At 64.3% G+C, this 2,477-nt stretch carries 2 protein-coding genes; one reads left to right on the top strand and one right to left on the bottom strand.

Annotated features, from left to right (window positions below; translation table 11 throughout):
* Positions 1–411: 411 nt before the first annotated feature.
* Positions 412–1,479 carry a tRNA epoxyqueuosine(34) reductase QueG gene (queG, locus tag WB402_RS06935; protein ID WP_424206278.1) on the bottom strand — a complete coding sequence of 356 codons (1,068 nt, stop codon included), beginning with the start codon at positions 1,477–1,479 and terminating at the stop codon, positions 412–414.
* 40 nt (positions 1,480–1,519) lie between these two features.
* Here queG and WB402_RS06930 point away from each other — a divergent pair.
* Positions 1,520–2,477, top strand: a 958-nt coding sequence (locus WB402_RS06930; protein WP_424206276.1) for an NAD(P)H-hydrate epimerase, incomplete at its 3' end; no start/stop codon positions are given.

Below are 2,477 nucleotides of genomic sequence, written 5' to 3'. Positions count from 1 at the left end.
TCCCTGTGCCGTGCGCGACGCGCGGGCTTCCCGCCCGCGCCCCTTCGGGCTGGCGGGGCAAAGGCTTGCGATGCTCGGGCGCGCCATCCGGGATCTTGAAAACACCTCCAAGTGAAGGTCAGAGGTGTGTTGTTCTAACCCCGTCGGAGCGAGCCGAGCACCGCAGCGAAGCCGGGAGTGTTCGCGAGACTTTTGATCGAGCCCGAGGCGCGTTGTGTGCGCCCGGCGAGTTAGGCGAGCGCCCGGCTTTGCGAGGAGCGGAGGGAACCGCGCGCAGTTTGCGCGGCGAAGCGACCGAGTGTCTTTCTCTTTGGTGACTTTCTCTTGGACAAGCAAGAGAAAGTCACCCAGGGTGCAGGGGCGGAGCCACCCGCAATTAGCTTTTGAATGGTGCGCATGGCGCTCCCTACATTAACTATGACGCGCCAGCGCCCACTTCACATGTTCCCGCACCAATTCCGAAGCGTGATCTAAACGAGCCTTAAGCGCGTTGGTGAGTGGCTCGCTCGTCGGTGCATTGCCGAGCGCCACGGCAATATTCCGCAACCAGCATTCATAACCGATCCGCCGGATCGCGGAGCCTTCGGTGTATTTCAGAAATTCTTCCTCGGTCCATGACAACAACTTGATCAGTTCCGGTGTGTCGAGTCCGTGGCGCGGAGCAAAGTTGGGTTCATCGGTCGGCCGGGCGAAGCGGTTCCAGGGACAGACCAGCTGACAGTCGTCGCAGCCGTAAATCCGGTTGCCGATCAGCGGCCGCAGTTCCACGGGAATGGCGCCGCGCAGTTCGATCGTGAGGTAGGAGATGCAGCGGCGTGCATCGAGCTCATAGGGCGCGACGATGGCCTGGGTCGGGCAGATATCGATGCACGCATGGCAGGTGCCGCAGTGGTTTTCCGCCGGCGTGTCCACCGGTAGCGGCAGGTCGGTATAAAGCTCACCGAGAAAAAACCATGAGCCGGTCTGTTTATCGATCAGGTTGGTATGCTTGCCGATCCAGCCCAGCCCGGCTTTTTCAGCCAGAGCCTTTTCCAGCACCGGGGCGCTGTCGCTGAAAGCGCGGTACTGGAACCAACCGACGCGCGCCTCGATCCGTTCGGCCAGCTTCTGCAAACGACCGCGCATCACCTTGTGGTAGTCTCGGCCGAGGGCATAGCGGGAGATGAATCCCAGCGACGGGTTGCGCAGGACCACGGCGGTATCGGCGACCTGACCCGGAAGGTAGTCGAGGCGCGCGGAAATTACGCGCAGCGTGCCGGGCTGTAAATCCTGCGGGCGGCTGCGGCGTGTCCCGTGGGACTCCATATAATGCATAGCACCGTGCCGGCCGCGGCTCAGCCAGCTCAGCAGATGCGTCTCAGCCTCGCTCAGCTCGACATCAGCGATGCCGATCCGCTGAAAACCCAGCTCGCAACCCCAGGCCTTGATGTCGGCGACGAGCAGTGCGAGATCGATATTTCTGTTTTGCACGGTGTGCATGAGGGCCTATCATATACGCACACAACGAAAGGACGAATTCATGAATCTCCCGGAAGCTCTCTACACCGCCGCCCAGGCGCGCGAACTCGACCGTTTCGCCATCGAGGAGCGCGGCATTGCCGGCGCCACGCTGATGCAGCGTGCGGGCGAGGCGGCCTTTGAGTTGTTGCGGGTACGGTGGCCGCGGGCGCGGCGTATCGCGGTGGTGTGCGGGCCGGGCAACAACGGCGGTGACGGTTATGTGCTGGCACGGCTGGCGCAGGGCGCCGGTCTCACGCCGGTGGTCATGAGTGTGGGCGCGACGGACAAATCGAAAGGCGATGCCGCCGCGGCACGCAAGGCGTGTGAATCGGCCGGCGTCGCGATTCAGAATTTCAGCACCGGGTTGCTCGCGGGATGCGATGTCGTGGTGGATGCCTTGCTCGGCATCGGCCTTGAGCGGGAAGTCAGCGGCGAATGGCTTGCCGCCATCGAGGCTATCAATCAAAGCCGCGTTCCGGTACTGGCGGTGGACGTTCCCTCGGGGCTGCATGCCGACACCGGCCGCGTGATGGGGGCGGCGGTGCACGCGCAGGCGACGCTGGCGTTTATCGGACTCAAGGCCGGTCTGTTCACCGGCGCCGGACGCGCATGCAGTGGCGAAATATTTTTCGACGATCTCGGCGTGCCGCCGGATATCCACGCCAAAATTTCCGCTTTGGCGCAACGCCTGACGGAGCGTTCGCTCCACGGGCTGCTGCATAAACGCCGTCGCGACATGCACAAGGGCGATGCCGGCCATGTGCTGGTGATCGGCGGTGACCGTGGCATGCCGGGCGCGGCTCAGCTGGCGGGAGAAGCGGCGTATCGCGCCGGTGCCGGGCTGGTGGTGCTGGCGACGCATCCGGAACACGCGGCCCGGATCGGCGCGGCGCGGCCCGAGTTGATCGTGCACGGCGTGGCTTCCCCCGCGGAACTGCGTCCATTGCTCGCGCGCGCCGACGTGATCGCCGCCGGCC

Origin of the sequence: Sulfuricaulis sp. (genome assembly GCF_049587675.1) — a bacterium.
Classification (GTDB): Bacteria; Pseudomonadota; Gammaproteobacteria; order Acidiferrobacterales; family Sulfurifustaceae; genus Sulfuricaulis.
The sequence above is the reverse complement of the archived record's forward strand: the minus strand, read 5'-3'. Positions and strand labels throughout refer to the sequence as shown.